We start from the raw sequence: 26624 nt of genomic DNA on the forward strand, positions 1-26624 counted from the left end.
TACGGGGGGATTTTATGAAGTGCAGGGTGATAAAAATGTGTGTATATATTTTAATCATACTACTGCTAGCTGGATGTTCAGATTCAGCTAGCAGTGATAAAGATATAGCACCTATAGAGATACCTAAAGAAAATAAGATTGAGCTTGTGGAAAAATGGGCAAATCAATTAGATAGTCCATTAATGCAGTGTGTAGTTGAAAATAATCTTGTATATATTATTACTGAAGAAATGTGTATTTATGTAATTAATTTAGATGATGGTGAAGTTTTACATTCTTTTAAATTAGATATTAATAAACATAATAGTAGCAGCATTTCTATTTATGATGGTCTACTAGCAATTGGTTTTAGTAGTAACAAAATTATAGTTGTAGACACAGATAGTGAAAAGATCAAACGAGTTATTCGTGGTCATATATATAATGTATGTATTTATAAAGATATATTAATGTATTGGGATTTTCCTTCAGAAAGTATCATCGCTATAAATATCAATACGAGTGAGGAAATTTGGCGAGTGGGTGGAAATAGGGCAGAACATGGAATGATAGATCTTTTTACATTTGAAGATAAATACTTTATGTGGGGAAAGAAACCATTTTTTATTCAATATGATCCTAAAACTGGTCAAGGTATTAAGAAATATGCGTATGAAGAAAAGGGGTGGTTTAAAGATGGTAATATAGATCACCTATATGAAAAAATTACGACACCAATGGACGATTCAAAACTTGAAAATATATTCAATCGAAAATTGTTGGGACTTCTTAAAACTACAACGCCTGTAGATATTTCTTTTATGTATGGAGATACATTATATTTCTATGGAAAAGATACTCAATTAGATTGGGAAATCAAATTTCCTTTTGAAGAGCGAATAGATATAGAATGGAGAGATTATATTTTTATTGCAGCAGAAAAAGATAAAGTGTTATTGTTTGATTTGACAAACAAAGAAGTCCTCTGGAGTAAGGATTATACTATCTCAAGAAGACCCTATATGTTTATATATGAGGATATGTTTGTTTTCCCAGGAGTAGATGGTACATTAAGGGCATATGATCTTTCTCCTTTAAAGAAAAATGAATAGAGAGTGGAATTATTAAAGCAGGGGTAGTGGGAGCATTCTTGTCATGTACTGAAAAGTAAATATCATTATATAGAATAACCCTTGGCAATGCCAAGGGTTATCTCAAACTATTTTTCTATTGGTAGTTATTCATCCATATTAAGATTAAAATGTAAATAGGGGTTAATATGAGAAATTCTATTATTTACACGATGCATGTTCAAATGTAATAAATATAGTAGATGAAAGCCTTGCAGTTAAAAACACCTACAAATACGATCCTTTTAGAACCTTTAAATATGCCAAAGAAACCATAGACAATCGTTTTGCATATGCAGGAGAAGCCTTTGATAAAATATCTGAACTTTACGACTTAAGATCAAGATATTTATAGTGGTTCCTTTGTCAAGACAATTATTTTAAAATTCTTAATGAACCATATTTTTACAGCTAATCAGTGTTCTTATTAAAACAACATTTAGTAGTAATTCCCCTTAGGTAGCCTATAGCTATATATGTTACAAAGTTAAGGAAAGAGACGTCACTCTCGCGGCTTTAGCCCTTTAGGAACACAAACAGCTAAAATTGTGGATAAGGGAAATACAGCTTATTAGGCTACTTTCTTAAATCCATAATAAACTTCATAAGGCGTTTGATAATTATGTGCTTGGTGAGGATGTTCCTTGTTGTATAATTTCATAAATCTATTAATACCAGCTCTAAGTTCTTTGGGTGTGACATAATGATAAATATAAATAGCATCATATTTCAAAGTTCTAAAGAATCTTTCCACAATAACATTATCATCCTCTTTCTTCCAATTACGGAGCATATTAGGGGCAATTTCATGTTCTGTAGCTAGTTGATTCAACTCTTTCTCTTCACGAAGGAGTTCAAGTACAACTTGTGTTTTAAATTCTGGTGTGAAACTTCTTCTCTTTTTCATATGAATACCGTCCTTTTTTAGTTGATTTTATTATAACAGGATTCATTAAGAAATAGAAATTTATCTGTCTAGATTACAGGTACCATTATACCTTAAATCGGATTTGCTTGGTTGAACATATCTGCGTGTAGTTTCTAAACTTTCGTGGCCTGCCAAATATGCTACCCTTTGCAGTGGGACACCATGATCTACAAGACTTTTACAAAATGTATGTCTTAATGTGTGTGGTGAAACATTTTCAAGGCCTGCTACCTTTGCGTATTTATAAACCATATAGCGAATAGAACGATCTGATAGTTGAGTTTTCCTTTCACTTAAAAAATAAGGAGCATCTTGTGTTTCAGGATTCCTTATATCTAGCCATTCTTGCAATGCTTGGGTTGCATCACCGTTTAAGGGTACAATTCGATATTTATTTCCTTTTCCATTACGAATCGTAACATCTTCCATTTTTTTCTTTAAACAAATATCTGAAATAATAAGGTCAGAAACTTCTTTAACCCTTAGTCCAGCTCCTGCCATCAATCTACATATTGCCATATCTCTTTTTCTAACAATATCATTATTCTCATTACTGATTGCATGAAAATACTTTGCGGCTTCTAACTTTCCTAACCACTTAGGAGCTGCATACTGCTTCATTGTTCTTTTTATTTTGACTTTCAATGCAGGATTAAAAGCCGTTAAATATTTTTCAGTAGTAAACTTAAAGAATGTTTTTAATGATGCAATAATCTTGTTACTATATGCTGGTTCATACTTTTTGATTTTATCCATATAAGCTTGAAACTCATATAAATGCATGGTTGTAACCTTGTTAGGCTGAAAATCTTCATTTTCTGTTTGGATAAACCACATTATCAATTTCTCTAAAGCAGATTTGTAATTTTTAATTGTAGCTTGACTTTTGTTCTCACTATTCAGCCAATCTATATATTGATCTATAATTTTCATAAAATATCCTTTCTATAGTGGGGAATACTACATTATTCTTCAAATCTATTTTAATAGTATATAATACAGTTATTATATAAAAAGTCATCAACTTGAGAATAATCAGCGGTTTCATAGTATGCGCATAATTTTGTAGTAAATTCTAATAAATCATTTTCTTTAATTGTAAAAATACCACTTCCAGAAGATATGAGTATTTTGTTTGCAATTAGAGTACTTGTACGTTTATTTCCATCCCAAAACAACTGACTTCTTGCAGCCCATAAGAAATAATATATTGCTCTTGCTGCTGCAGTAGGAAGATTAAAAATTTTATTTAATTCCGATTCTACATCATTTTTATCTGGTATTGGAGGTATATATGAAGTTCCTGAAATACCTACTTTACCATTCTTTAATATTCCCCATTCAAGAGCTTCATTTCTTGCAACTTCAGAATGTACTTTACAAATATACTCTAAGTTCAATGGTTCTTCTATGGTTTTCAACATATATTTCCAAGCATTTCTAAGATTAATTATGCACTCAATATCACTTATACTTACGCCAGAGACATTTACACCATTTAATATTGTTTCCGTTTCAGGAAATGTAACATTACATCCTTCTAGCTTTGCACCATTATATATGTTTTGAATGATTATTTTTTTTGCATGAAATACATTTTCCTTAACGGATAAATTACATTTATCAGGATAATTTTTAAACATCATATATGCATTCAGCCTCCATTTCTATATTAATAAAATCTCCCTGAATAGATATCGTATTCTCGGATTAATTAAAAGTGATTTCTTAGAGTAGTAAATTTCATAAAATCACTTCCAAAATATGTATTAGCGTATGATATTGTTAAATTGTTGGATATACCCCTATATGGAAGCGTGGATTGAAATAATCTATAGTAGGTGGATTGATCAGTTTTGTAAACGTCGCTTCCTATATGGGTGTTTTTACCCATCCCCCCCGTTTAGCTCTAACATAAAAACCATTTTTGGTTTTAGCATAAATTTTATTTTTTAAAGATCTAAAATTATCTTTACCAAAATGAAATTCTAACATATTAAGAAGAATAGTTTGAAATCTTTTACGTAAAGATTCATAGTTAATGTATTTGACAGGTCTAAAAACCTGCGTATTACCCATAGCACCTTCAGTACAAAGAATATGAATATGAGGATTAAACTTTAAATCACGACCAAAAGTATGAAGGACAGAAATAATACCTGGTTTAAAGTTTTGAGATTTATTTAAGTTGTTAAACCAAGATAAAAGAGTATCAGCTGCCGCTCTAAAAAGTAAGTTAAGAAGAGTTCTATCCTTTCTGAAAATAATACGTAATTCTTTAGGAATAGTAAAAACTAAATGACGATGTTTACAACTAATACACTTAGAAGAAATAGCATGAGCACGTTCTTTAGCATATTTAATGCCACAAGAATTACAGAAGCGGGATTTACAAGTATGATAAGGGAGATGTGTCGAGAGCTACCTTTGGTCTTACCGCAGGGTAGCACTCTTTTGTAATTTACATTACTTGTGAAGGATGGATTTTGTATTTTCAATGCCTAAATCGCCTTTCGGGACGATTGCGGATCACTTGAACCCAATCCCTCAGATTTTTTTTGATTTTATTTCAAGTCAATATTAGTTTTGGATCAAGCCATGTCATCCCGCAGCGCATCGATGATGTTTTCTTTTTTTATCTTGCTGACAGCATACATCATGGTAACAAATATTACAAGAAGCACACTGAACACGCTGATTCTGATATTGGCCCACGGTAACACAAAATCGATAGCGTCCGCTCCGCCGATGACCATCCCTTTGTAAATCAGCCAGGAAGAGATTGCTGCTATGGGAAGCCCGATGAGCAGTGCCCTCATGCCATAAAAGGCGCACTCAAAGCGCATCATTTTATTGAAATCATGGTCGGACATCCCAACAGAGCGGAGCATAGCAAGCTCCCGCCGGCGCAGCTTGATATTCGTGGAAATCGTGTTGAACACATTGGCAACCGCAATCAGCGAAATCATAATGATAAAAGTATACGCAAACACGTTGGCAATGAATATCATATTGCGGTTCTCATCAAGAATTTTACGCACATTATACAGGTTGTAGTTGGCTGTAATTCCCTCACCCTGAATCATCGTTTCCATTTCAGCCACCGACTGCGTGGAATTTTTTGACCGAAAGGTCAAGCCCTTAATATCCACATGGGTATCGGAGGTTTCAAGCTTCTCTTTGAGCGAATAGGGGGCCATCACCCTAAAAATGTATGGCTTCGGCTCAGATTTTTCCATGATTGGGGGTGTATCAGGCGGCACGGTTTCGACAAACGTAATGGCTACGTTTTGCCCCTGTTCCGTATTCGGCTCACCATTTGTTTCGGGAGCGATGGTAAAATTCATGGAAGAACTGGTGAACACATCTTTAAGCTGGTCAACCTTCTCTGCCTGATTATTGTGGTCTTGCATTTTGGCAACGGCGATCATTTTCGCATTTTGCCCGGAATATTTCTCCGCAGGCAAGCCCAAGCCTTCGATAATTTTCAGATAGGTGCTGTCATCCAGAAACTGGATTTCCATTGGCAGATTAACCGTTTCGTCTGGCGAATGTGAACGCGTGTATTCCCAGTAATCGTCTGAAAGATCGCTTGCTTTGGCAGCGCATGAATACTTCATAAGCGCTTGATACGAGCTTTCATAAACACCGCCGGCGGTGTTTAGTTTTTCGTAAAGACGTAGCATTTCGCTGTCGTCCATATCCTGTGTGGCAAAACCGATGTCATAGGTAGTAAACACGGTTGCCCGATCTGATGCCTGTTTCAAATCCGTTACAAAAGAACTGGTCGATATAAACAGTACTACGCTTAAAACAAGTGACAGCACAATGCTGCGATAGCGTTTCTTGTTTCTTTTAAAATTCTTTTGCGCAAGGGTTCCCTCCAAACCGTAAAGACGCTGCGCCAGTTTTGACGTTTTCACGGCTTTGGATTCAACTTTGACCTCGTTCGTCTGGCGAATACACTCCATCACAGGAGTGCTTGCGGCCTTCTTGGCCGGGATATAGGCCGAAATCAGAATCGTAACCATGCTTACCACCGCCGCGCCGACAATGGCGGGGGTGGACACTGTCACAGTTAAAGGGACGCTGCTGTAGAGAATGTCCCCAAAATTCCTGGCGACAACGGAAATCACGAGCCAGAGGCCGATTATACCAACGATAACGCCAATCGGTATGCCAACCGCACCGATACAAAGCCCCTCAAACAGCACCAAATTTCGTAGCTGCTTTGCTGTGGCTCCCACCGACGAGAGAATCCCGAACTGGTGTGTGCGTTCGTTCAATGAGATATTGAATGCATTATAAATCAAAAAAATGGAACCTATCATAATAATGGTGACTACAATGCCGCCAACCGAGTACAGAAGCATGTTGAACAGGTTATCTTGGGAAAGGCCCATGAAACGCAGCACATTATTGTTAAAGACATAGCTATGGTTTCCGGCTGTGCTGTTTGCGTAAGCATGAACCCCATGCGGGTTTTTCAGTGTAACAAACAGGCTGAAGCTGTCCGTTTTGTCCCCAACATCCGCTTTGGTGATCAAGGTGTATCCCGGCGTGAAAGATTCCTCAAAGCTGGGTCTTTGGCAGATACCGACAACCGTGTAGGTTCTCTCATCTTGTGGCACAAGAGTTTCACCCCCGGAGGTGTACGGGTCATTCTGACCGAGCTTCTCGTTTCCATTCATGCGGCTTCCCACAGCAAGGGAAAGGGTGTAACCCACCGCTAATTTAACGTCACCGTTTACTGCGACGCTCCCCGAAACAAGAATCTCACTGCTATTTTCAGGCAGTCTACCGGAAATCAGGTTGATAGGCAAAGTACGAAAAGCTTCCTCGCTGAATCCAGCTATAAAAAGATAGGGTTTGTCCGGGTTTTTACCGCCTTCAAGTTTTGCGTAGCCTATATTTTCAAATGTTGCGGTGTCTGCAACTTCCTTATTGTGGGCTTGTTCCTGTACGAAAGAGGAATCTACGTTCAAAAACCCAACGTGCCAATCGCCGTATTTCTGCGCCGCGCCGTTTGCCATATAGTTCAGCAGAGAAATGCCAAAGGTGGCGACTGCCGTAATCAGCGCGGTGGACAGAACAACGCCGATAATCGTTACAAGCGTTCGTGTGCGGCTCTTTTTCAGTCCTTGCAGCGCGACTTTGTTAAAAATGTTCATGACCGTGCCACCTGCTTCTCATCCCTCACCACTTTACCGTCTGCTATACTGATAATACGGTCTGCCTGCAGGGCGATATTTTCATCATGTGTAATGATGATAAGGGTTTGATGATATTTATTATGGCTTTCTTTCAGCAGACGGATGATTTCCTGACCGTTGCGGCTGTCCAGACTGCCGGTGGGTTCATCCGCCAGCATGACCGCCGGGGCGTTCATCAAAGCGCGACCGATTGCAACACGTTGTTGCTGGCCCCCAGAAAGCTGGTTTGGCAAATGTGTTTTACGATCTTTTAGCGCAAGCAATTCCAACAAATCATTCAGTCGTTCCTCGTTGACCTTCCGTTTGTCCATCAGAATCGGCAGGGTGATATTTTCCACTACATTCAAAGTAGGAATCAGGTTATGAAACTGGTAAATCAGTCCCACTTGCCGCCTGCGAAAAATGGCGAGTTTTTCATTGCTTTGACCATAAACATCCTGACCCTCCAAATATATCTTTCCTCTTGTTGGAACGTCTACACCGGCGATGGCGTGAAGCAATGTGGATTTACCGGAACCAGAGGAACCGATGATTGCGGTAAACTCCCCCTTTTCGATTGTAAGCGAAACATGGTCAAGTGCGGTAACTTGGGTTTCATCCTTGCCGTAGACCTTGCATAAATCTTCAATTTTTAAAAACTCCATTATGTGAGCCTCCTTGTTTATGTTTTACCCATATAATAGAACTTTCACCTTACATTTCAGTGACATTTAAGTGAGAGATTCGTCACTTTGGGAAACGAATCTCAAAGAGCGCGCCGCTCCGTGGGTGATTTTTGGCAATGATAGTCCCACCCTGCCGGGTAATGATACTTTTACAGAGTGCCAATCCGATCCCGTACCCCGTGGCATTCGCGTTTTTCCCACGATAAAAACGGTCAAACAGATGGGATAAATCTTCTTTTTCAAAGCCTAAGCCGCTGTCATGGAGGGAGATTTCAGTAAACAACGGGTTATCTTCACAGGAAATCTCGATTTTCCCGTGGTCGCCAGTGCTTTCCATACAATTTTTGAGAAGGTTTTGAATCACCTCCGAAAGCCAGCCAAAATCGCCTTGTAGCATCACCCCCTTCGGAACGTCGATTTGCAGCGCAATATCGTGCAGCTCCATCGGAATTAGAAGCGAGTGGACGGCTGCGTTTATCAAAGCATCCACCTCGATCAGCTTGCTTTGGAATACTACAATACCTGCGTCCAAACGGGACAATTTCAACAGGGAGGTAACCAACCAATCCATCTGTGCAAATAGTTCCTCATTTTCCCGCAGCAGGGCTCGCCGTTCATTTTCGGCAGGGTTCTTCTTCAGCAGGGACAGGATCAGATTTGCGGAGGTAAGCGGGGTACGAAGCTGGTGGGCGATGTCGGCCAGGGACTCGGCAAGATGCGCTTTCTCTTTTTTCAGCGCGTCGTTTTGCTCCCGGATTCGCAGCGTCATTTTGGTGATCTCGCTTTGCAAAATCGAAAGTTCGCCCTCGTCTGATTCACTGATATACCGATGGTCAGCATTATGAAGTACAAGATTGATTTCTTCTGAAATCTGCGCAATGCTTTTGTATCGGGCTTTGGTAAACATAAAAAATGCCGCTCCAAAGGCAACGGCGGAAGCGAGGGTCAGTATTCCAGCCACTGGATGGATGGTAAACTCCACCGTGGCAGCAGCAGCGGTTATTACGACGAACAAAAGGGTAAATAACCGAATCTCTCTATTCCGAAACATAGCTACCTCCCAGTCGGTACCCCGTTCCGCGAACGGTCAAAATGATCTGCGGGTTCGCAGGGTCGCTCTCGATTTTCTCCCGTAGGCGTTTGATGTAGACGGTCAAGGTATTGTTATTGACAAACTCGCCTGCTGCGTCCCACAATTCGTCCAACAGCACGTCCCGCGTGAGGATACTTTTGGGGTTGTTGATGAACACCAACAGCAAGCGGTATTCTAATGCGGAAAGAAAAACTTCTTTGCCATCTTTTTTCACAACACCGCTGGTCGTATCAGCATGAAGTCCGCACAGTTCAAAAGCAGATGGAGAACGTCCGAATTTTCGCAGAGCCGTTCCAATGCGTGCAATCAATTCACGTGGACGAAAAGGTTTGGTGATATAGTCATCCGCCCCCATGTTCAGCCCAGTAACAACACTCGCCTCATCGCCAGAAGCCGTAAGAAAGATAACGGGAATATTCTGTGTTTGCTTGATTTCTGTGCAAACTGCAAAACCATTTCCGTCCGGCAGGGAAATATCAACCAGTGCCAAGTCAAATTTGTTCCCTACTAACAGGGTAGTAGCCCCTCTCTGCGTGGGAGCGTGGGTAACGATAAATCCTTCCGAGCGAAGCAATAGAGAAAGATTTTTCGCAATTTCCTTATCATCCTCAACCAAAAATATCCGCTTCATTTATTGTCACCATCCTTTCCGTTGCTGCTCCTTTTGTCGTTATATAATCCATGCTCAATCCCTCCAATGCTCTTATTGTATTTCTTTTATCGGAAATATACAACGAATGATTATGAATTATTTCTATCATGTCTTTATGGTAAAGATGTAGCTTAATTTACTTGTAAACTAGTGGTATATATTTTATAATAAGGTGTTTAATGGTATTATATATTCACAAGTTGTTTCATACTTGTAGAAAAATGCGAATTAAAAGTTAGTTATATTTTATTTATGTAGAAAAGGAGAAAAATTAAAATGGAGTTAAGTACAGAACGATTAATAATTATACCTTTAAAGCTTCATCAGTTTAAATTATTGCTCGATGGAGTTGATAAATTTGAGAAGGCGTTAAAGCTAAGTGCTTCAAATGAATGTTTGGAGGAACATACTCAAGAAGCAATGAAAGGATTATATGAAGAAGCTGTAAAAAATAGAGATAGATATCTTTGGTATACAAATTGGCAGATTATTTTAAAATCAGAAAACAAATCTATTGGTAGTGCTTGTTTTATGAAATGCCCAGATGAAAATGGTCAGATTGAAATAGGATATGGGATCAATAGTACCTATCAAAATAATGGGTATATGACCGAGGCAGCACAGGCTATTTGTGAGTGGGCTATTAGTCAAAGTGATGTTTCTATTATCATTGCAGAAACAGAAAAAAATAATATCGCTTCACATAAAGTATTGCAAAAATGCGGAATGAAAAAATATAAGGAAACAGGAGAGCGTATTTTGTGGCGTATAAAAGCAGTTGTTTAATATAATATTTAGTCAAATCGAACTGGTAAATTAAGGATTGCTTATTCTGGTTTTCTGTTTCGTTACTACACATACCCCATTGACATAAATAAGACAAAATTATAATATAGAATTACAAATGTAATCTAGGAGATGAAACTATGAATATGAAATCACTCATATCTGAATCAGAATGGCAAGTTATGAAAGTCATATGGAATAATGACCTTATAAGTGCCAATGATATAATAAATGCATTAGAGAGCACTACTACGTGGAAACCTAAAACTATAAAAACATTATTGAGTAGGTTATTGAAAAAAGAAGTTATAGACTTTAAGAAAGACGGAAGAACTTATTTATATTACCCATTACTAGAAGAAAAAGAGTGTATAAAGGGTGAAAGTAAAGCCTTTCTTAAAAGGGTATATGGTGGAGTTGTAAATGCAATGTTTACTAATTTCTTAGAGGATTATGATTTGACAGAGGATGAGATCGATCAATTAAAAGATCTATTAGAGAAAAAGGAAAAAAGTAAAGGCGATAGAGAATAATGAACACATATAATTGTATTTCTTGGATAATATATTCATCCATAAATGGATCAATTTTAGTCATGGGAATATTTTTATTAAGGCATATATTAAAAAATAGGTTACAGGGTACATGGAATTACTATATGTGGTTCTTATTAATCATTCGATTAATAAGCCCCTATGGATTTACAAAATCCTTTAATCTGATTTTTGTTATGAAAAATTTATTGAAAAATACTTATACTAAATCTAGTCAAGGATTAGTAAAGACCTATTTCAAAGGGAACAATAGTGGCATTCGATTTAATGATATGACAAAGGATTATGCCTTATCTATTAATAAAAAAATAGCATATTTTAATATGGATGTATTATTTTCTCTATGGTTAATAGGCGCTATAATTTTTTTCATGATTTTTATTTATACGAATATAAAAAGTAGAAAAAAATATAGTTCTGCAAATGTTGTAAAAGATAATAAAATATTGGATATATTTAAATTTTGTAAAGAAAAAACGAAGGTAAAGTCTCATTTAAAGTTAATTAAAGATGATAAAATATATAGTCCTATGATTTATGGCATATTTAAAGCATATTTAATTCTACCTGAAAGAGAATTAAAAGGTCTAGAAGAGAAGGACATAAGAAATATTATGCTACATGAAATGGTTCATTACAAAAGCAAAGATATTCTAGTGAATATAATTACGACTTTTATACAAATAGTGCATTGGTTTAACCCAATAATATGGATTGGATTTGCAAAAATGAGAAAAGACAGAGAAATTGCCTGTGATACGAAGGTATTATCTTATCTGGAATCTTGGGAACATAAAGAATATGGAGAAACGATCATTAAATTATTGAGAAATTATAATAATACTAGGATAGAAACTTCTTTTTCAGTAGGTTTTTTACATAATAGAGCGTATCTTAAGGAAAGAATAAATAATATTGTATCTTTTAAGAATCGCTCTAAGAAAAGAATTTTAGTAGGAAGTATGGCTATTTTTCTTCTAGCGAATGTATTTTTATGTGATGGAAAAGAAAAATTTAATTATTTGAAAGACAATATAGGGCGTATACCTAAAAACTATGAATATGAACATGTGGGAAAGTATTTTAATGGATATGAGGGAACTTTTGTTCTTTATGATATGAAGAATGATAAATATCACATCTACAATGAGTCCTTGAGCAAAAAGCGTGTATCTCCACTATCTACTTTCAAAATAGGAATATCCTTAGTGGGGCTTGAAGAAGGTATCATAAAAGATGAAAATATGATAATCCCCTGGAATAAAGAAATATATCCCTTTGAAGAATGGAATAAAGATCAGAATCTAAAAACGGCTATGAAATATTCTGTAAATTGGTATTATGAAGCAGTAAGTTCTAGGATCGGTCATAGGACTATGAAAAAGTATGTAGATAAGATGAAGTATGGAAATAAATTTGTTTCAAATAATATAACAAGATTTTGGAATGAATCTAGTTTGAAAATATCTCCTATAGAGCAAATTAGTTTTTTAAGGGATTTTTATGCGTACAAATTACCCTTCTCAAAAGAAAATTTAGATAGGGTAAAAGAGGTTATAAAAGTATCTAAGAATAATAGGGGACAATTGTCTGGAAAGACAGGAACTGCAAATGTAAATAATAAGAATATAAATGGTTGGTTTATAGGATATGTGGAGAAAGATGATAATACGTATTTCTTTGCCACCAATATAAATGCCATAGACAAAGCTAGTGGTAGTGCTGCTAAGCATATAACCCTATCCATATTAAAGGAAAAAGGAATATATTAAGGAAAAATGATAAGACTATTTTAGTTTTATCATTTTTTTATTGACATTTATAGATTACAAGTGTAATATTTAAATCAAAGAAAAGATTACGTTTGTAATCTATATGTATGGAGGTATAAAAGTGAAAAGAAAATTTATATGGCATTATGAAGATGCATAAAAAAAAGTATTCATCGTAGATACACCTTATACGCCAGAGGCTACGGATAAATGCTTTTTGGGAAATAACCAAATGTCTTTACTCATTATCTATAAGATAATTGTAGCACTCGGACATCTCAATGAAACATAAATAAAAAACGATATCTAGACATTGAAATTATATGTCTAAACATAGTATACGAGGAGAATTTATATGAAAAAATTAGTACATTCAAAATTAAAGGTAAATAAGTTTAAAATTGCTATACTTATGTCGCTTATGATCTTTGCTTTTACTGGCTGTGCAACAGTAGCAACTCAGCCACCTGTAAAAATGGCGTCTGATGCACAATATAATTCGGCATTTTCACAACTTGAAAGTGATTATGATGTTAAACTTGGCGTATATGCTTTTGATACAGAGACGAATAAAGAAGTTGTATATCGTGCTGATGATAGGTTTGCTTACTGTTCTACTTTCAAAGTTTTAGCCGCTGGTGCTGTTTTAAAACAAGATTCATTAGCGCAGCTTAAACAAACCGTTAAATATGACAAAAAAGATGTGCTCTCTTATGCGCCCATTGCAAAAAATAACGTTGATAAAGGTATGACTATTGAGGAAATCTGCGAGGCAGCAATACGTTACAGCGATAATACAGCTGCAAATCTTTTACTGGATCATATAGGTGGACCTAACGGTTTTAAATCAGTACTTAACCAATTAGGGGATAAAATTACGCAACCTGCACGTATAGAACCAGAACTAAACGAAGGCATACCTGGAGATATCAGGGACACTAGCACACCAAGACAATTGGTAACTGATTTGCAAGCATACATAACTGGAAATATATTAACAGAGGATAAGAAAAAAATTCTTATTGGTTGGATGACAGGAAATGCAACAGGTAATACGCTAATTCGTGCAGGAGCACCAAATAACTGGGTAGTTGCTGACAAAAGCGGAACGGGTCCTTACGGAAGAAGAAATGATATTGCTATAGTAATGCCACCAAACAAAAAACCTATAATTATTGCAATATTGTCAACTCACGATACAAAAGAGGCTAAACATGATGACAAACTAATTGCTCAAGCTTCTAAAATTGTATTTGATTCTTTTATCACAACTGAAAACAACCAGTAAAGTAAGTTTGTTTATATGGGGTATAGCATAGGTTCATTTCCTATGCTTTTACCAGTTTATTTCTAAACCTACGCCAACTTCTTTCACAGGCAAAGCTTTATGTATTTCTGCTCTAACAGCAAATGAAGTACAGTGACAAGGATATAATTCCTTTAAATGGTTCTGTTTTAGATAATTGATAGTTTTATGAACCTGTTCATTTACTTCAAATAAATGAAATCCGCCTATAATGCCTAATACTCTATTATCTTTACATACTTTTTTTGCATATTCTATTATATTGCAGATCCCACTGTGAGAACATCCTGTAATAATATAAATACCATTTTCACTTTTATATACAAGGGCTGTATCATCTATTACATAATCATCAACTAAAGTTTCACCAACAATTTGTTTACCAATAGGCTTTCTATTTTCGAAGTCGTTTATTTGCGGTATTTCCCCTAAAAAAGTTATATGTTTGCTAACTTTAATAGGTTCTTTCGAAAGAATTAGATTACATTTTTCTTTTAGTTCTTCTTGTAAAATAGGAGAACAAATTTTTAAATTGTCTATTTTTTTTTCTTTAAAAGCATCTGAATGAGCAATAATAGAAATATTATTTTTATGATTTTGTTCAAAGTAGTATTTTAATCCTCTTGTGTGATCATCGTGACCATGTGAAATCACAATAGTCCTTATATTTTCTAAATCTACACCTAATGCAGTTGCGTTTCTTAGAAATAAATCGGAATATCCTACATCCAATAGTAAGCTAATATCTTCATCTTCAATATAATACGAAACAGCCGGTTCCCCACAGTAATATTGGTCGATATATGTATTATTATCTACTAAAACTTTTAGTTTCACCTTATTTCCTCCTTTGCTTAATCTGGCTAAGCTTTCCGTAAAGTTGGCACTTAAACCTTTCTATTTTTACAGGCTTTACCTTAGAAATATGAAATATAGATTTCATGTATCTGATTATTTGGTGAGTTTGTAAATGATAATTCGTTCTCTTTGTTTTTGAATTCTTCCTACAAAAGCATCTTTTATTTCAAAAATTTCACCTTCAGCCATCTGATTTGTTATATCTGCTAAATTTATTTTTTTCATTAAGATAACCCTCCTAAGTAAAATGATTTTTTCATCATTCTATACCCTTAAAATTAGAAAGGAATTGCTGCATTGCATAAACCGAATCGCTACTGATCACATGCTCAATGGCACAGGCATCCTTATCGGCAATAACGGCATTAACATTCAAAACCTCAATAAAGAACTTCTGAATAACTTTATGCTTTTCTGAAGTAGATTTAGCCAGTTTAAGCCCGGCTGGAGTGAGATATATCTCTTTGTATTTTTCTGCAGAAATAAGCCCTTTTTCAGAAAGAGTCGACATTGCACTATTAGTGCTTGCTTTTGTAACACCTAATCTTTTGGCGATATCGGATACCCTTGCACCTTTGGCATCTCGCGACAGCTCATAAATGGCTTCCAGATAGTTTTCCATTGCAAAAGTAAGATTATCCATTCATTTCCCTCCGTATGGCGTCTAAGAATAAAAGACTACCTTTTTTATACTGTAGTCGGTACCTGATGAGAAAAGAAGTGTCAAGGCCAACAACAAAGTCATATGAATCTAACACTTATAGTATACTTTGTTGTTGATCTAAAATAAAGTAAGTTTTTGTAAAACATGTTGTTGCGAACAATTTTTTGAAATATTCTCTGAACAACTTGACAAAGTAAAAAATAAGAAATATTATATAATAGTAAGATATAACACTGTTATATTTAGGTGGTGATAATATGAATAACGATGATTTAAATACATTGCAGAAAATAATGATAGAAGGGAAAAGGGAATTTCTTGAAAAAGGATTTAAGGATGCTTCCCTGCGAAATATCGTGAAGGGTGCGGGTGTTACTACAGGTGCGTTTTACGGGTATTACCCTGATAAGAAAGCGCTCTTTGAGGCATTGGTGCTACCTGTTGTGAATGGACTAAGAGAAATATTTTTATTGGCACAGGAGGAATTTGATCGGTTGCCGAAAGCTGATAAAAAGGAAAACGTATATGATTATACTTCTGATGAGGTAAAGAAATTTGTTGCATATATTTATGATCATTTTGATGAATTTAAGCTGCTTATTTCCTGTGCGGAAGGGACGGCGTTTTCGGATTTTGTTCATAATCTTGTAGAGATTGAGGTTGAGTATACATTAAAATTTGTTGAATCCACCGGCAATGATGCGATGGCATCTGGCAGAGCTACGCCTGAGCTGTTGCATATTATTTCAAGTGCATTCTTTTCAGCCGTATTTGAGGTGGTAAAGCATGATATGTCAAAGGAAGCAGCAGATACCTATATAGATAGTCTAAAGCAATTCTTTACAGCAGGCTGGCAGAGAATTTTAAATCCATAAAAATGCTTATGAAAAAGCTGATATATTAAAAAATAAATGAGGTTCTGTAGAGCCTCAAAAAAATTAATACAAAGTTAGATTACTCTAACAATAGCTATGAACAAATACATTTAGATTTAGGAGGATGAACAGCATGCCAAAAGAGAAAAAAATATTTGTTTTAAAAAGGTTTATACCTTATATGGGTAAAAAGAAAGTACTTTTACCTTTGTCATTAGTATTGTCAGGAATTTCTGCAATTCTTAACATCTTGCCTGTTGTGTTTGTATGGTACATAACACGTGATATATTATCAGCTCCGCAATCGATTGATATTTCCAATGTCAGTTTTTATGCGTGGCTTGCCTTTGCAAGTGCAATAGGAGGAATCGTGCTATATTTTTGTGCACTTTTGAGTTCACATCTTGCAGCTTTTCGTGTAGAGGTAGGAATGCAAAAAGTTGGTATGGAAAAAATACTATCTATGCCACTTGGTTTTTTTGATAAGCATTCAAGCGGAAAAATTCGAAAGATTGTAAACGACGGAGCGGGAACAACGCATTCATTTTTAGCACACCAGCTTCCGGATATGGCAGGTAGTGTCGTTTCCCCCGTTATCCTTATCTCTTTGATTTTTATCGTAGACTGGAGAATGGGTATTGCTTCTCTTGTTCCCATTGTTTTGGGCTTTATCACAATGAAGTTCATGATGAGTTCGGAAGGTAAAAAGTTTCAAAAAATGTATTACGATTCTTTGGAGGAAATGAGCTCCGAATCCGTGGAATATATCCGAGGTATTCCGGTTGTAAAAACATTTGGGCAAACCATATTTTCTTTTAAACGATTCTATGACAGTATAATCAAATATAAAGAGATGGTATACGCGTATACTCTTCTTTGGCAAAAACCTATGTCATTTTACACCGTAGTTATGCAAACAGCCGCATTCTTTTTAATTCCTATGGCTATCTTTTTAATAGGAAGAGGAGAAAATCTTCCCCTTGTAATTGCGGATTTTATCTTTTATATTCTTATCTCTCCAATCTTTACGATGCTTTTGATGAAATCCATGCATTTTCAGCAAAACATTTTGATTGCAGAGCAAGCGATCGACAGACTAGATAATCTTTTAGATTATCCGAGCATGAACTATATCGAAAAGACAAAAAACATTAAAAATTATAGTATGGAATTTAAAGACGTAGTGTTTTCTTATGAAGGAAGCGACAAACGCACCATAGATCAAATCAATTTTACATTAAACGAAGGCGAAACGATTGCACTTGTGGGAGCTTCGGGAGGCGGAAAAACGACAATTGCAAGGCTAGCCGCTCGCTTTTGGGATGTAGATGAAGGAGAAGTATTAGTTGGAGGAATCAATGTTAAGGATATTCCTAAAAAAGAACTGATGGACAATATTGCCTTTGTTTTTCAAAGCACAAAGCTATTTAAAGGCTCTTTAAGAGAGAATATAATTTTCGGAAAAGAAAACGTCGGAGAGGAAGAAGTAAATAAAGCAATTGATTATTCGCAGTCAAGAGAAATTATAGAAAACTTTCAGGATGGACTGGATACGGTAATTGGCGCTAAAGGAACCTATCTTTCAGGGGGAGAACAGCAAAGAATTGCACTTGCTAGAGCAATTGTAAAGAATGCTCCCATAGTGCTTTTAGATGAAGCGACTGCTTTTGCAGACCCAGAAAATGAGCATTTAATCCAAAAAGCCCTTAAAGAGCTTAGTCGAGGCAAAACAACGCTTATGATTGCGCATCGTCTTACAAGCGTACAAAATGTCGATAGAATTTTGGTTATAGAAAGTGGGAAAATTGCGGAAACAGGAACCCACAAGGAGTTACTGAATAAAGGCGGCATATACAAAACTATGTGGGATGAATACCAAAAATCGGTCGCATGGAAAATAGCCACAAAAGATACTAATATTAAAAATAAAGGAGGACAACATGCTTAATTATTTTCAAAATAAATATGTTATGTCTGAAAAAGGTGCAAAAGACCTTTTTCGCTCAATTATTTGGACTGTAGTAATGGACATTAGCTTTATGGTTCCGGTAGTCCTTAGCTTTAAATTTTTAGATGAATACATGAATTTACTGTTAAATTCTTCAAACCATCAGAAAAATAGCATACTTTACTATGTTATTATGTCGGTTGCGTTTTTCCTAGTAATGCTTGTGATCGCGTATGTTCAATACAACTCGGCCTACACCAAAATTTACGAAGAAAGCGCCAGAAGACGAATCAGTTTGGCTGAAACACTAAGAAAGTTACCTTTGGCTTTCTTTGGAAAAAAGGATATTTCCGATTTGAGTTCAACAATAATGGAAGATGCTACACAGATCGAGATGCTTTTTTCCCATTCCGTTCCTCAAATTTATGCAGCAGCATTAACTGTTCTAATCATGGGCGTGATGATGTTTTTTTACAACTGGCAGATGTCTCTTGCTGTATTTTGGGTAGTTCCAGTTTCAATTTTAGTCTTTTATTTGTCGAGAAAGTATCAAAGTAATTTGCATGCAAAACTTTATTTTATAAAAAGAGAGATATCAGATAAAATTCAAGAGGGGCTGGATTCAGCGCATGAAATAAAATCCTATAATAGAGAAGAGGCTTTTTCAAATACTTTTAACTTACAATTAGACAATTACGAAAAGTTTATGATTAAAGGAGAGCTTTTGACAGGCGCACTTATCAACCTGTCTTATGTATTCTTAAAGCTTGGACTTCCAAGTGTTATATTGTACGGTGCTTATTCTTTAGCAACAGGTTCTATAAATATTTTTACTTACCTTGTTTTTCTTGTCGTTACAGCACGTATTTATAACCCGATAATGGATGCAATGGATAATTTTGCACTGCTTCTCTATCTAAACGTGCGTATAAAACGCATGAAAGAGATGGATGAAATGCCAAGACAGGATGGAAAAACTGAGTTTTATCCTAAAAACTACGATATCGAATTCAATAACGTGAAATTCTCCTATCAAGACGGAGTACAAACGTTAAAGAATGTAAGTTTTACAGCAAAGCAAGGCGAAGTGACAGCGCTTGTAGGACCTTCAGGCGGAGGAAAGAGCACGGTAGCAAAGCTGGCTGCACGATTCTGGGATATAGACAAAGGGGTCATCGCCTTGGGTGGAGAAGATATTTCTCTGGTTGATCCTGAAACTCTTTTAAATAATTATTCAATCGTTTTTCAGGATGTGACACTTTTTAATTCAAGTGTTATGGATAATATTTGTCTTGGAAAGAAAGATGCGTCAGATGAAGAAATAATAAAGGCAGCACAGCTTGCCCAATGCGATGAGTTCGTTAAAAAGCTTCCGCAAGGATACGATACCTTGATCGGAGAAAACGGAGAAAGATTATCAGGAGGGGAAAGACAGCGTATATCAATAGCTAGAGCAATACTAAAAGACGCTCCGATTATTCTACTTGACGAAGCTACAGCATCTCTTGATACAGAAAATGAGAGCAAAATCCAAAGAGCGCTTAGTGAACTTATAAAAAACAAAACCGTTTTAATTATTGCTCACCGCATGAGAACCGTTTTAGGAGCGGATAAAATTGTCGTTATTAAAGACGGTATTATTGCAGAAACAGGCACACCTTTGGAACTGAAGGAAAAACAAGGGATCTTTTCATCAATGTTAAAAACTCAATATCAAAATAATTAGTCCCTTGTATTATAGGGTGCCGTTGGGATACGAAAAGATCTATATTTGCATTTGGACGCTCGAAAGTTGGGAAAGAATTATAGCATCATGAATCATGTATAGCGGTATATGGAATTAAATTACAAGATGGAGAAGGAGAATCTTACTGTGTAGTAATGGAACAGAAAACAGGAATGAGCTATCCATTATATTCCAATCAAGATGATATAGGAGAAATTTAATTTCTTTCCCCTATATCATTTATTATTTTATCTGCTGATAACAATGATCTTAAACCACCATGCTCAATTTCCTTAGGAAGAATAAAAGAGTACTTTCCCATAATATTGATATGTTCATATCCTAGGGGTAGTACCAGCGAAGCTGTCACCAGGGGCAACGTATCGTACATAAAATGTAAAAATTCAAGTCTATAGTAAATTAGCTCATGTTTAATTATCATTTTGATTTATCTTAATTTTAATTTCTTCTAATTTTAATTTTTTCTAAATCTTTTTCTATTTAATTTACTCTCTCAGATATATTTGACAGCTTCCTTGGCAATTTAAAAAGAATATAGAAAATGCCATATAAAAAACCTAATAATAACAAAGTATTTATAATTTGAAAAATTCCAGTAAAGCTTAGTTCAACTAGTCCTGATTTTATAAGTATACCCACCTTTCACATGTAAAAATTTCATATATATTGTATAATATTCAAAAATAACAAATAGCACAGATATTATAGTTCACGGTGTCTATATGTTTTCGTAGAATATAGTGAACTGTATGTTAGCTGAATCTCTCGATATTTTCAAATATAATCTTTCTCAATTCTATTTTTTCCTCATTTGATAAATCAACATAGTATGTTTTACTCCCTTTTGATCCAGACAAATATACTTTAAATTCTAATCCTTCTAATTCGAACCCTGTAATGTTTTCCCAGTAAGTAAATGAATTTATGACTTTTAAAAAAAATATATAACCTATCCACAATTAACCGGTTAAAAATTCTCAAGATATAAATTTAAGGTGTGTGAGCAGGATGAACATCATAGAAACAAACTTAGAATTTAAAAAGGGTGGCGTCAACATTTCCGACAAATCCCACGCTAAGAACCAGAATAATGTTTTATACATGATCTGGTTCTTTAAATTTTTAAGTGCAATATAAATTAAATTATGTTGTACTTAGCTAAAGAAAATGATACAATTTTATTAACCAGTGAAACATAATTTAAAACAGGGTTCTATATTTTCACTGCAACATAATTTACTAAGCTTAACAATTAAATCAAATTTTTGTATCATGATCACAAAGGACATGGATGTATGGGTGCTAAGTCAAGTGGTGAACTTATAGTAGAATATTTCTTGAAAAAACACTTTAAAATCAAAACTCAATTCGATACTTTGAAGTGTATAATTTGAAAATAAAATACTTAAAAATATTTGATATTCTCTTATAAACTATTCTACGGTTTAAGAAATACAAATTTATGGAGGTTTTTATATGGAAAAAATTTTGAAACAAATATTGGCTGAATTAAAAGAACTTAAGGAAGGTCAATCAAAAATGCAATTGGATATTAGTGAAATTAAAACAGATGGAAAAGACACTAGAGAACAGACCGCAGACTTAACAGAATTCAAAACAGAAACATCTCAAAATATTTCTGACATAAAAGATACTTTAAAATTCTTATTACACAAAGAAATTGAAACAGAAAAAGAAATTTATGCACTTAAACAAATAAAAAGCAAATAATTTCATATTTTAAAGAAAAAGGGCGTGCATTTTAAACACTGCCTTTTTATCAATCAACTTGGTTTTATCATATGCTAACGATAAATCTATATTCAATTTTCAAAAAACAACTAGGAGTACTATTATGATTGAAAAATTTTATAAATGGCTAGAAAATGAAGGTAAAAGCAAAAATACTATAAAGTCCTATACAAGACACGTACAAAATTATTTTAAATGGTTTCACGACAGTTTTAATGCATCGTTTACTAAACTGTATCGTGAAAATATCTTAGACTATATAAGTTATATGACTAATATAAAAAAATTAAAAGCTGAAAGTATTAATACAAAGTTAGCTGCTCTTTCTAAATATAATGAATTTCTTATAGAACACAATATCCAAACTGATACGGTCGTCTTAAAAAAAGACTATATCAAAATTCAGAAGGAATATATCAGCCCTTCCACTATTGTAAAAGCTGATGTAGAAGCTTTTCGTCAAAAAATTTTAGAAAATAAAGATAAACGAGACTATGCAATAGTTACTTTACTAGCATATTCAGGGATGCGTATATCTGAAGCTTTGAGTATCAAAATTCATGATGTAAACTTACCTGCAAGAGAAATTTTGGTACGATATGGAAAGAGAAAGAAACAGAGATTCGTTATTATCAATGATAAGATTTTTAATGCTATCAAGGAATATCTAAAAGAAAGACAACATCAGAAAAATAGTAATAGTGAGTATTTGTTTATCAGTCGTGAATCTAATAAGGTGGATCGGACTGTGATTAATCGTATTTTTAACCAATACAGTAATAAAATTACTCCTCATACTTTAAGACACTTCTTTTGCTCCTATGCACTTGAAAACGGCTGGTCTACCCACGAAGTAGCAGCACAAGTCGGTCATTCAAATATTCATACTACAATGCTCTATACGCATCCATCTAGCATGAAATAAAACGAAAGGCAAATCTATTGTAAAGGTAGAGATGTAGGTTGGCTACGCCAGAGATTTTATTAACTGAAGAACAACGTTTAGAATTTACCCAAATCTCACCTAATATTAATGAATGGGAAATTGCTAAGTACTATATCTTTTCTGTCTGTGTTCTGATCTACTGTAGATACTCGTACATAACCTATTTTAGGCATAACGCAATCCCTCTTTTATAAAAATTTTATAGTAACTAAAACATCTTGACATTATTTTATAGTAGGTATAAAATAATGCTGGGTGATATAAATGAATAAGCAAATTGAAATCATAGAAAAAGTTGTCCGTTTATTAAATAAAATAAATCAGACAAATAAAATACCTAGAGATTATGGAAGTGGACATATTTTATACCAATCAGAAATTCATACTATTGAAGCTATCCATAATCATGAAAATGTTAATGCCAGTGAGCTTTCGAAGATATTAGGGATAACAAACGGAGCTGTTAACCAAATAACAAATAAACTTATAAAGAAAGGACTTGTAGATAAATACAAAATGAATAGTAATAATAAAGAGGTTTTTTATAGGCTTACTGAAATAGGTAAAATAACAAATTTAGGTCATAACAATCATCACAAAGAAGCGTATCAAAACATATTACAATATCTGAATGATTCAAATCAAGACGAAATTAAAACTATAAATACATTTTTAGATAGTTTAATAAAAAATTGGCCCCATAATTAATGGGGCATTATTTACACAATATTTTTTAGTTACTAAAAAATATTTCGAAAGGAGTATATCGCAATGAATAAAAAATTAAAAATTATTGATATTCAATCACACTTTCTTCCTGAAAAATGGATTTATGAGGTTTCTAAACGTAATGACTATCCTAAATTACAAAAAATAACAGACGATAAATGGCTTATACATGGTTCAGAGTATGACAAATTACCTTATCATACTAAAAAAAGTGGTATTGATATTAATGCCAAATTAAAGGAGATGGATGAAACGGGTATAGAGATGACTATACTGACATTAAGCCCTCCGGGTCCAGATAATATATCAGATGGAAAAGAAGCCGATAGATTAGCTAAAATTTCAAATGATGGGATTGCAGAAATCATATCTTGTTATCCAAACCGTTTTCGTGGTGTAGCAAATTTAGGTTATGGAAATATGGAAGATTCTATTAAAGAACTTAATCGTTGTATTGATGAATTGAATTTTGTAGGTTTACAAGTTTACCCTTATGCAAGAGGAGATATGGGTATAGATGACGTTTCTTTTAGACCTATTTTTAGAATACTTGAAGAAAAAGGGATACCGCTTATCCTTCATCCAGGTTCACCAATTAACAAAGATTATGCATCTTATAAGATGGGGCCCTTATTGGGATATTGGTTTGATGATGCAATGGCAATGATGAAATTAATTTTAAGTGGATTATTTGAAGAATTGCCAAATTTAAAAGTAATATGTCCTCATGTATGGTCTGTACTTCCTTATTTAATTGATAGAATAGATATTCAAGTAAGTAGATTCCCAGAGTTTTTTGCTGGTAATATTAAAAAAGCTCCTAGCGAATATTTGAAAAATGTTTTTACTGACTGCAATAATTTCTCTACAGATACGCTTAAATTTGCTATTCATAAAATGGGCGGAGTTAATAAAATGATGTTTGGTAGCGACTCACCTTTTGTTGAAGCAAAATTTGTTGCTAACTTAATTTTAGAATTAGGTTTATCCAATGAAGATATTGAAAAAATATTTTACAATAATGCAAAAGAATTGTTCAAAATTGGAGATATAATATAAAAGGAGAGATTTGATATGATTAAAACAAATATTGACAAGCCTGCAAAACCAGAAGTTTCACTTATTGTACTTGGTGTATTAAAAGGTTATCTTGATAACGCTGATGATTTTATGGCCAAAACGATGAAATTGGAAAAAGAAATAGCAAAGAAAATGTCACAAGAAAATCCGCAGTATCCTGCTGAATTTGTAAAAATTGTTTCAATGGTTACAGCACTTTATAGTGAATTGAAAAAAGATATGGAAAATGAAAAAGCATTATCCATAGTCAAGGCATCATTTTTACCAGTAGGTCTTGCTCTGCAAATGGCAAACTTTAGATATGTGGAGGATAATCATACATTTGAGAATTTGATTAATTATCAACAAAGGACGAATAAACAAGGGCCTACTCAGTTAAATCGAATGGAAGTTATTCAACAAAATAATAAAACTTATGAATTTCATGTGCATAACTGTATGTTTAAAGATGAATTTTCTAGGCTTTGTATGCCAGAACTTACTACAGTGATGTGTGCAATTGATAATGTTATTTTTAATGCGTATTTGCCAGATAAAGTTCATTTTCATAGAAATGGAACTGGTAATACAATAATAGATGGAATGCAATATTGCACTTTTGTATGTGAAAATATGGGCTAGTTGTTTCAAACTGAAATTTTTATATTTAAGGTATAGTCAGCAAAAATGATATTTCGTGTGATAAGAAAAACATTATCTCATAAATGTAATTATTTAGCATGCTCATTTTAACAGCATATAATTTTTATAAATTTCATCTTTAAAATCATTATATCAATCTAAGCTTTTAATCAAAATAGCACGTTAGTTCAATTCACATTTTATGTCATAACAGCCATAAGACAGTAGTTCCATTGTTGGCGCTACCCCTGTCTAGGGCCTCATTATATAGAAAACTATCGGAAAGGAACAGCTGATGAGTTATACCAAAAATCGGAAATATATAATAGAAAATAAATTCATATAGAGGTGGAATTATATGCCTAAAATTGACAATATGTTAGCAATTCTATGGATGCTTCGTTCAGGTGAAAAAATTACTGCAAAACAAATTTCAGAAAAGTTAGAGATGAATATAAGGACTGTGTATCGTTATATTGATACAATTTCAACAAGTGGCGTACCTATAATTTCAGAACCAGGACATAACGGTGGATACACTTTATTGAACAATTTTATTGAGGCTCCTCTTTTTTTTGATTTTGAGGAGCAAACTTCACTATTTCACGCTGCTGTTTTTGCAGAAGAAGCCGGATATTATGGAGGTGAAGCACTAAATAGGGCCATTTCAAAACTAAGTAAATACTCAACTCAAGAGCAGGAAACAAAGATAAACCAACATTTAACTAGTCTTGAAGTAATAAGTCGATTAAGTTCACTCTCTATGGAACCTTTTTTGAAGGAGTTGGAGCAGGCCGTAGCTGACGGGTACTCAGTAAAAATTCTTTACCATAAAAGTGGCGAAAAGCAATTAAATTATAGATTGGTCGATCCGTACAGAATTATCTATTGGAATAATAAGTGGTATGTGATTGGATTTTGTCATCTTAGGAATGATATCCGTAGTTTTAGAGTAGATCGAATTGAAAGTCTAATGCTAACCGAAAATAAGTTTAACCGGCCAGAAAATTTTTCAGCACGTGACTTTTTTATGAAAAACCTCCTTCCTACTATAGAAGATAGGGAAGGGATTACTTCTTTAGTTATTAATGGGAATACAAGGACGTTGGGAGATATTTGCCAACATTGGTTTTTAGGACATTATTTACAAGAACGGACTTCAAATCAAGCAGTATTTCTTCTTGAAAAGGATATGATACATACATATGTACCTTATTTACTTTTACCGTACGGTAAATCTATTCAAGTTATTGAGCCATTAAGTCTAAAGAAAAGACTTATTGAAGTTCTGTCGGAATTAATAAAATTTTATCAAGTATGATAACT

At 34.3% G+C, this 26624-nt stretch carries 24 protein-coding genes and 1 pseudogene; 14 read left to right on the forward strand and 11 right to left on the reverse strand.

Annotated features, from left to right (window positions below; all coding sequences use genetic code 11):
- The first annotated feature begins 14 nt into the window (after window positions 1-14).
- Window positions 15-1091: a PQQ-binding-like beta-propeller repeat protein gene (locus tag EV214_RS16465; RefSeq protein WP_132247733.1), complete on the forward strand. Its 1077-nt coding sequence runs from the start codon at window positions 15-17 to the stop codon at window positions 1089-1091.
- 589 nt (window positions 1092-1680) lie between these two features.
- Here EV214_RS16465 and EV214_RS19435 read toward each other — a convergent pair.
- The 8 genes and pseudogenes from EV214_RS19435 to EV214_RS16505 all read right to left on the reverse strand — a co-directional run bounded on the left by EV214_RS19435 (window position 1681) and on the right by EV214_RS16505 (window position 9639).
- The gene (locus EV214_RS19435; RefSeq protein WP_132247735.1) at window positions 1681-2016 is read right to left on the reverse strand and encodes an integrase core domain-containing protein; all 336 of its coding nucleotides are present in this window, start codon (window positions 2014-2016) and stop codon (window positions 1681-1683) included.
- Window positions 2017-2076: 60 nt separating this feature from the next.
- Window positions 2077-2970, reverse strand: a complete 894-nt coding sequence (locus tag EV214_RS16475; RefSeq protein WP_243116702.1) for a tyrosine-type recombinase/integrase — start codon at window positions 2968-2970, stop codon at window positions 2077-2079.
- A gap of 50 nt (window positions 2971-3020) precedes the next feature.
- Window positions 3021-3683, reverse strand: a complete 663-nt coding sequence (locus EV214_RS16480; protein ID WP_243116703.1) for a Fic family protein — start codon at window positions 3681-3683, stop codon at window positions 3021-3023.
- A 226-nt stretch (window positions 3684-3909) separates the two neighbouring features.
- Window positions 3910-4440: pseudogene (locus EV214_RS19760) on the reverse strand (IS91 family transposase); the annotation flags it as partial.
- 188 nt (window positions 4441-4628) lie between these two features.
- Window positions 4629-7208: an ABC transporter permease gene (locus EV214_RS16490; RefSeq protein WP_132247738.1), complete on the reverse strand. Its 2580-nt coding sequence runs from the start codon at window positions 7206-7208 to the stop codon at window positions 4629-4631.
- Complete coding sequence (locus tag EV214_RS16495; protein ID WP_132247740.1) at window positions 7205-7894, reverse strand: ABC transporter ATP-binding protein; 690 nt, start codon at window positions 7892-7894, stop codon at window positions 7205-7207. Before EV214_RS16495 ends, EV214_RS16490 begins: the two co-directional genes overlap by 4 nt.
- 82 nt (window positions 7895-7976) lie before the next feature.
- On the reverse strand, window positions 7977-8966 hold the full coding sequence (locus EV214_RS16500) for a sensor histidine kinase (RefSeq protein ID WP_132247742.1): 990 nt from the start codon (window positions 8964-8966) through the stop codon (window positions 7977-7979).
- Entirely contained in the window at window positions 8953-9639 is a 687-nt protein-coding gene (locus EV214_RS16505; RefSeq protein ID WP_132247745.1) for a response regulator transcription factor, read from the reverse strand. Before EV214_RS16505 ends, EV214_RS16500 begins: the two co-directional genes overlap by 14 nt.
- Before the next feature lie 297 nt (window positions 9640-9936).
- On the opposite strand from EV214_RS16505, the gene EV214_RS16510 reads away from it, so the two are divergent.
- From EV214_RS16510 to bla, 4 genes are all read left to right on the forward strand, one after another.
- Window positions 9937-10446: a GNAT family N-acetyltransferase gene (locus EV214_RS16510; protein WP_132247747.1), complete on the forward strand. Its 510-nt coding sequence runs from the start codon at window positions 9937-9939 to the stop codon at window positions 10444-10446.
- Window positions 10447-10586: 140 nt separating this feature from the next.
- Window positions 10587-10979, forward strand: a complete 393-nt coding sequence (locus tag EV214_RS16515; RefSeq protein ID WP_207669720.1) for a BlaI/MecI/CopY family transcriptional regulator — start codon at window positions 10587-10589, stop codon at window positions 10977-10979.
- Window positions 10979-12772: a BlaR1 family beta-lactam sensor/signal transducer gene (locus EV214_RS16520; RefSeq protein ID WP_132247749.1), complete on the forward strand. Its 1794-nt coding sequence runs from the start codon at window positions 10979-10981 to the stop codon at window positions 12770-12772. Before EV214_RS16515 ends, EV214_RS16520 begins: the two co-directional genes overlap by 1 nt.
- 355 nt (window positions 12773-13127) lie before the next feature.
- Complete coding sequence (bla, locus tag EV214_RS16525; RefSeq protein ID WP_132247751.1) at window positions 13128-14060, forward strand: class A beta-lactamase; 933 nt, start codon at window positions 13128-13130, stop codon at window positions 14058-14060.
- A 48-nt stretch (window positions 14061-14108) separates the two neighbouring features.
- Here bla and EV214_RS16530 read toward each other — a convergent pair whose 3' ends face one another.
- The 3 genes from EV214_RS16530 to EV214_RS16535 form a co-directional block, all read right to left on the reverse strand.
- A complete protein-coding gene (locus EV214_RS16530; RefSeq protein ID WP_132247753.1) occupies window positions 14109-14915 on the reverse strand; it encodes an MBL fold metallo-hydrolase in 807 nt (268 codons plus the stop codon).
- A gap of 114 nt (window positions 14916-15029) precedes the next feature.
- Entirely contained in the window at window positions 15030-15161 is a 132-nt protein-coding gene (locus EV214_RS19440) for a hypothetical protein (RefSeq protein WP_279233148.1), read from the reverse strand.
- Between the two features lie 34 nt (window positions 15162-15195).
- The gene (locus EV214_RS16535) at window positions 15196-15579 is read right to left on the reverse strand and encodes a metal-dependent transcriptional regulator (protein ID WP_132247755.1); all 384 of its coding nucleotides are present in this window, start codon (window positions 15577-15579) and stop codon (window positions 15196-15198) included.
- A 278-nt stretch (window positions 15580-15857) separates the two neighbouring features.
- On the opposite strand from EV214_RS16535, the gene EV214_RS16540 reads away from it, so the two are divergent.
- The 9 genes from EV214_RS16540 to EV214_RS16585 all read left to right on the forward strand — a co-directional run bounded on the left by EV214_RS16540 (window position 15858) and on the right by EV214_RS16585 (window position 26619).
- Window positions 15858-16475: a TetR/AcrR family transcriptional regulator gene (locus EV214_RS16540; protein ID WP_132247757.1), complete on the forward strand. Its 618-nt coding sequence runs from the start codon at window positions 15858-15860 to the stop codon at window positions 16473-16475.
- Window positions 16476-16608: 133 nt separating this feature from the next.
- Window positions 16609-18423 carry an ABC transporter ATP-binding protein gene (locus EV214_RS16545; protein WP_132247759.1) on the forward strand — a complete coding sequence of 605 codons (1815 nt, stop codon included), beginning with the start codon at window positions 16609-16611 and terminating at the stop codon, window positions 18421-18423.
- The gene (locus EV214_RS16550; protein WP_132247761.1) at window positions 18416-20149 is read left to right on the forward strand and encodes an ABC transporter ATP-binding protein; all 1734 of its coding nucleotides are present in this window, start codon (window positions 18416-18418) and stop codon (window positions 20147-20149) included. Before EV214_RS16545 ends, EV214_RS16550 begins: the two co-directional genes overlap by 8 nt.
- A 1497-nt stretch (window positions 20150-21646) precedes the next feature.
- Window positions 21647-21901, forward strand: coding sequence for a hypothetical protein (locus EV214_RS16560; protein WP_132247765.1), 255 nt, complete (start codon window positions 21647-21649; stop codon window positions 21899-21901).
- A gap of 124 nt (window positions 21902-22025) precedes the next feature.
- Window positions 22026-22847 (forward strand): tyrosine-type recombinase/integrase, encoded by an 822-nt coding sequence (locus tag EV214_RS16565; protein WP_132247767.1) that lies wholly within the window; start codon window positions 22026-22028, stop codon window positions 22845-22847.
- 285 nt (window positions 22848-23132) lie between these two features.
- Complete coding sequence (locus EV214_RS16570; RefSeq protein ID WP_132247769.1) at window positions 23133-23576, forward strand: MarR family transcriptional regulator; 444 nt, start codon at window positions 23133-23135, stop codon at window positions 23574-23576.
- Between the two features lie 63 nt (window positions 23577-23639).
- Window positions 23640-24656 (forward strand): amidohydrolase family protein, encoded by a 1017-nt coding sequence (locus EV214_RS16575; RefSeq protein ID WP_132247771.1) that lies wholly within the window; start codon window positions 23640-23642, stop codon window positions 24654-24656.
- Window positions 24657-24671: 15 nt separating this feature from the next.
- Complete coding sequence (locus EV214_RS16580) at window positions 24672-25298, forward strand: L-2-amino-thiazoline-4-carboxylic acid hydrolase (protein WP_132247773.1); 627 nt, start codon at window positions 24672-24674, stop codon at window positions 25296-25298.
- 358 nt (window positions 25299-25656) lie between these two features.
- Window positions 25657-26619, forward strand: coding sequence for a helix-turn-helix transcriptional regulator (locus EV214_RS16585; protein WP_132247775.1), 963 nt, complete (start codon window positions 25657-25659; stop codon window positions 26617-26619).
- Window positions 26620-26624 lie beyond the last annotated feature (5 nt).

The sequence above is a fragment of the Marinisporobacter balticus genome, assembly GCF_004345705.1.
Lineage (GTDB): Bacteria > Bacillota > Clostridia > Peptostreptococcales > Thermotaleaceae > Marinisporobacter > Marinisporobacter balticus.

What these genes read in the sequence shown, in the direction of transcription:
- EV214_RS19440 (WP_279233148.1), bottom strand. Translation starts at nt 15,161, where the DNA reads ATGAAAAAAATAAATTTAGCAGATATAACAAATCAGATGGCTGAAGGT.
- bla (WP_132247751.1), top strand. Translation starts at nt 13,128, where the DNA reads ATGAAAAAATTAGTACATTCAAAATTAAAGGTAAATAAGTTTAAAATT.
- EV214_RS16505 (WP_132247745.1), bottom strand. Translation starts at nt 9,639, where the DNA reads ATGAAGCGGATATTTTTGGTTGAGGATGATAAGGAAATTGCGAAAAAT.
- EV214_RS16575 (WP_132247771.1), top strand. Translation starts at nt 23,640, where the DNA reads ATGAATAAAAAATTAAAAATTATTGATATTCAATCACACTTTCTTCCT.
- EV214_RS16475 (WP_243116702.1), bottom strand. Translation starts at nt 2,970, where the DNA reads ATGAAAATTATAGATCAATATATAGATTGGCTGAATAGTGAGAACAAA.
- EV214_RS16585 (WP_132247775.1), top strand. Translation starts at nt 25,657, where the DNA reads ATGCCTAAAATTGACAATATGTTAGCAATTCTATGGATGCTTCGTTCA.
- EV214_RS16510 (WP_132247747.1), top strand. Translation starts at nt 9,937, where the DNA reads ATGGAGTTAAGTACAGAACGATTAATAATTATACCTTTAAAGCTTCAT.
- EV214_RS16545 (WP_132247759.1), top strand. Translation starts at nt 16,609, where the DNA reads ATGCCAAAAGAGAAAAAAATATTTGTTTTAAAAAGGTTTATACCTTAT.
- EV214_RS16500 (WP_132247742.1), bottom strand. Translation starts at nt 8,966, where the DNA reads ATGTTTCGGAATAGAGAGATTCGGTTATTTACCCTTTTGTTCGTCGTA.
- EV214_RS16550 (WP_132247761.1), top strand. Translation starts at nt 18,416, where the DNA reads ATGCTTAATTATTTTCAAAATAAATATGTTATGTCTGAAAAAGGTGCA.
- EV214_RS16580 (WP_132247773.1), top strand. Translation starts at nt 24,672, where the DNA reads ATGATTAAAACAAATATTGACAAGCCTGCAAAACCAGAAGTTTCACTT.
- EV214_RS16480 (WP_243116703.1), bottom strand. Translation starts at nt 3,683, where the DNA reads ATGATGTTTAAAAATTATCCTGATAAATGTAATTTATCCGTTAAGGAA.
- EV214_RS16540 (WP_132247757.1), top strand. Translation starts at nt 15,858, where the DNA reads ATGAATAACGATGATTTAAATACATTGCAGAAAATAATGATAGAAGGG.
- EV214_RS16495 (WP_132247740.1), bottom strand. Translation starts at nt 7,894, where the DNA reads ATGGAGTTTTTAAAAATTGAAGATTTATGCAAGGTCTACGGCAAGGAT.
- EV214_RS16560 (WP_132247765.1), top strand. Translation starts at nt 21,647, where the DNA reads ATGGAAAAAATTTTGAAACAAATATTGGCTGAATTAAAAGAACTTAAG.
- EV214_RS16490 (WP_132247738.1), bottom strand. Translation starts at nt 7,208, where the DNA reads ATGAACATTTTTAACAAAGTCGCGCTGCAAGGACTGAAAAAGAGCCGC.
- EV214_RS16565 (WP_132247767.1), top strand. Translation starts at nt 22,026, where the DNA reads ATGATTGAAAAATTTTATAAATGGCTAGAAAATGAAGGTAAAAGCAAA.
- EV214_RS16465 (WP_132247733.1), top strand. Translation starts at nt 15, where the DNA reads ATGAAGTGCAGGGTGATAAAAATGTGTGTATATATTTTAATCATACTA.
- EV214_RS16515 (WP_207669720.1), top strand. Translation starts at nt 10,587, where the DNA reads ATGAATATGAAATCACTCATATCTGAATCAGAATGGCAAGTTATGAAA.
- EV214_RS16535 (WP_132247755.1), bottom strand. Translation starts at nt 15,579, where the DNA reads ATGGATAATCTTACTTTTGCAATGGAAAACTATCTGGAAGCCATTTAT.
- EV214_RS16520 (WP_132247749.1), top strand. Translation starts at nt 10,979, where the DNA reads ATGAACACATATAATTGTATTTCTTGGATAATATATTCATCCATAAAT.
- EV214_RS16570 (WP_132247769.1), top strand. Translation starts at nt 23,133, where the DNA reads ATGAATAAGCAAATTGAAATCATAGAAAAAGTTGTCCGTTTATTAAAT.
- EV214_RS19435 (WP_132247735.1), bottom strand. Translation starts at nt 2,016, where the DNA reads ATGAAAAAGAGAAGAAGTTTCACACCAGAATTTAAAACACAAGTTGTA.